Genomic DNA, 249 nt, shown 5'->3' with positions numbered 1-249 from the left:
CCAATGTGTTCAGTAATGGTTTTAGAACCAAATATACCAACAGGCAGCTTCAAGACTTCCCGACCACTTTTTAAATACCCAATTTCAAGATCACCCTTCATTTCATTCAGTAAGGCTGTATCATCTGCTGTTAAGCCACGAACTTCGCAGAAAAAATCTGGACAAGTTTTCGGATTAAATAGTTGCCCTTGTCCATCCGCGTAGCAAAGTTGTTCGGCAATACCAATCTTCACTGTATGGTTACCACCT

Annotated in this window: 1 pseudogene; it reads right to left on the bottom strand. The window is 41.0% G+C overall.

What is annotated here, in order from left to right:
* Window positions 1–233: pseudogene (locus AC29Z1_RS12325) on the bottom strand (ATP-binding protein); the annotation flags it as partial.
* Between the last annotated feature and the right edge of the window lie 16 nt (window positions 234–249).

The sequence above is a fragment of the Sporomusa sp. genome, assembly GCF_057736855.1.
Note: the sequence above shows the minus strand (reverse complement) of the source record. Positions and strands in the feature narration are given on the sequence as shown.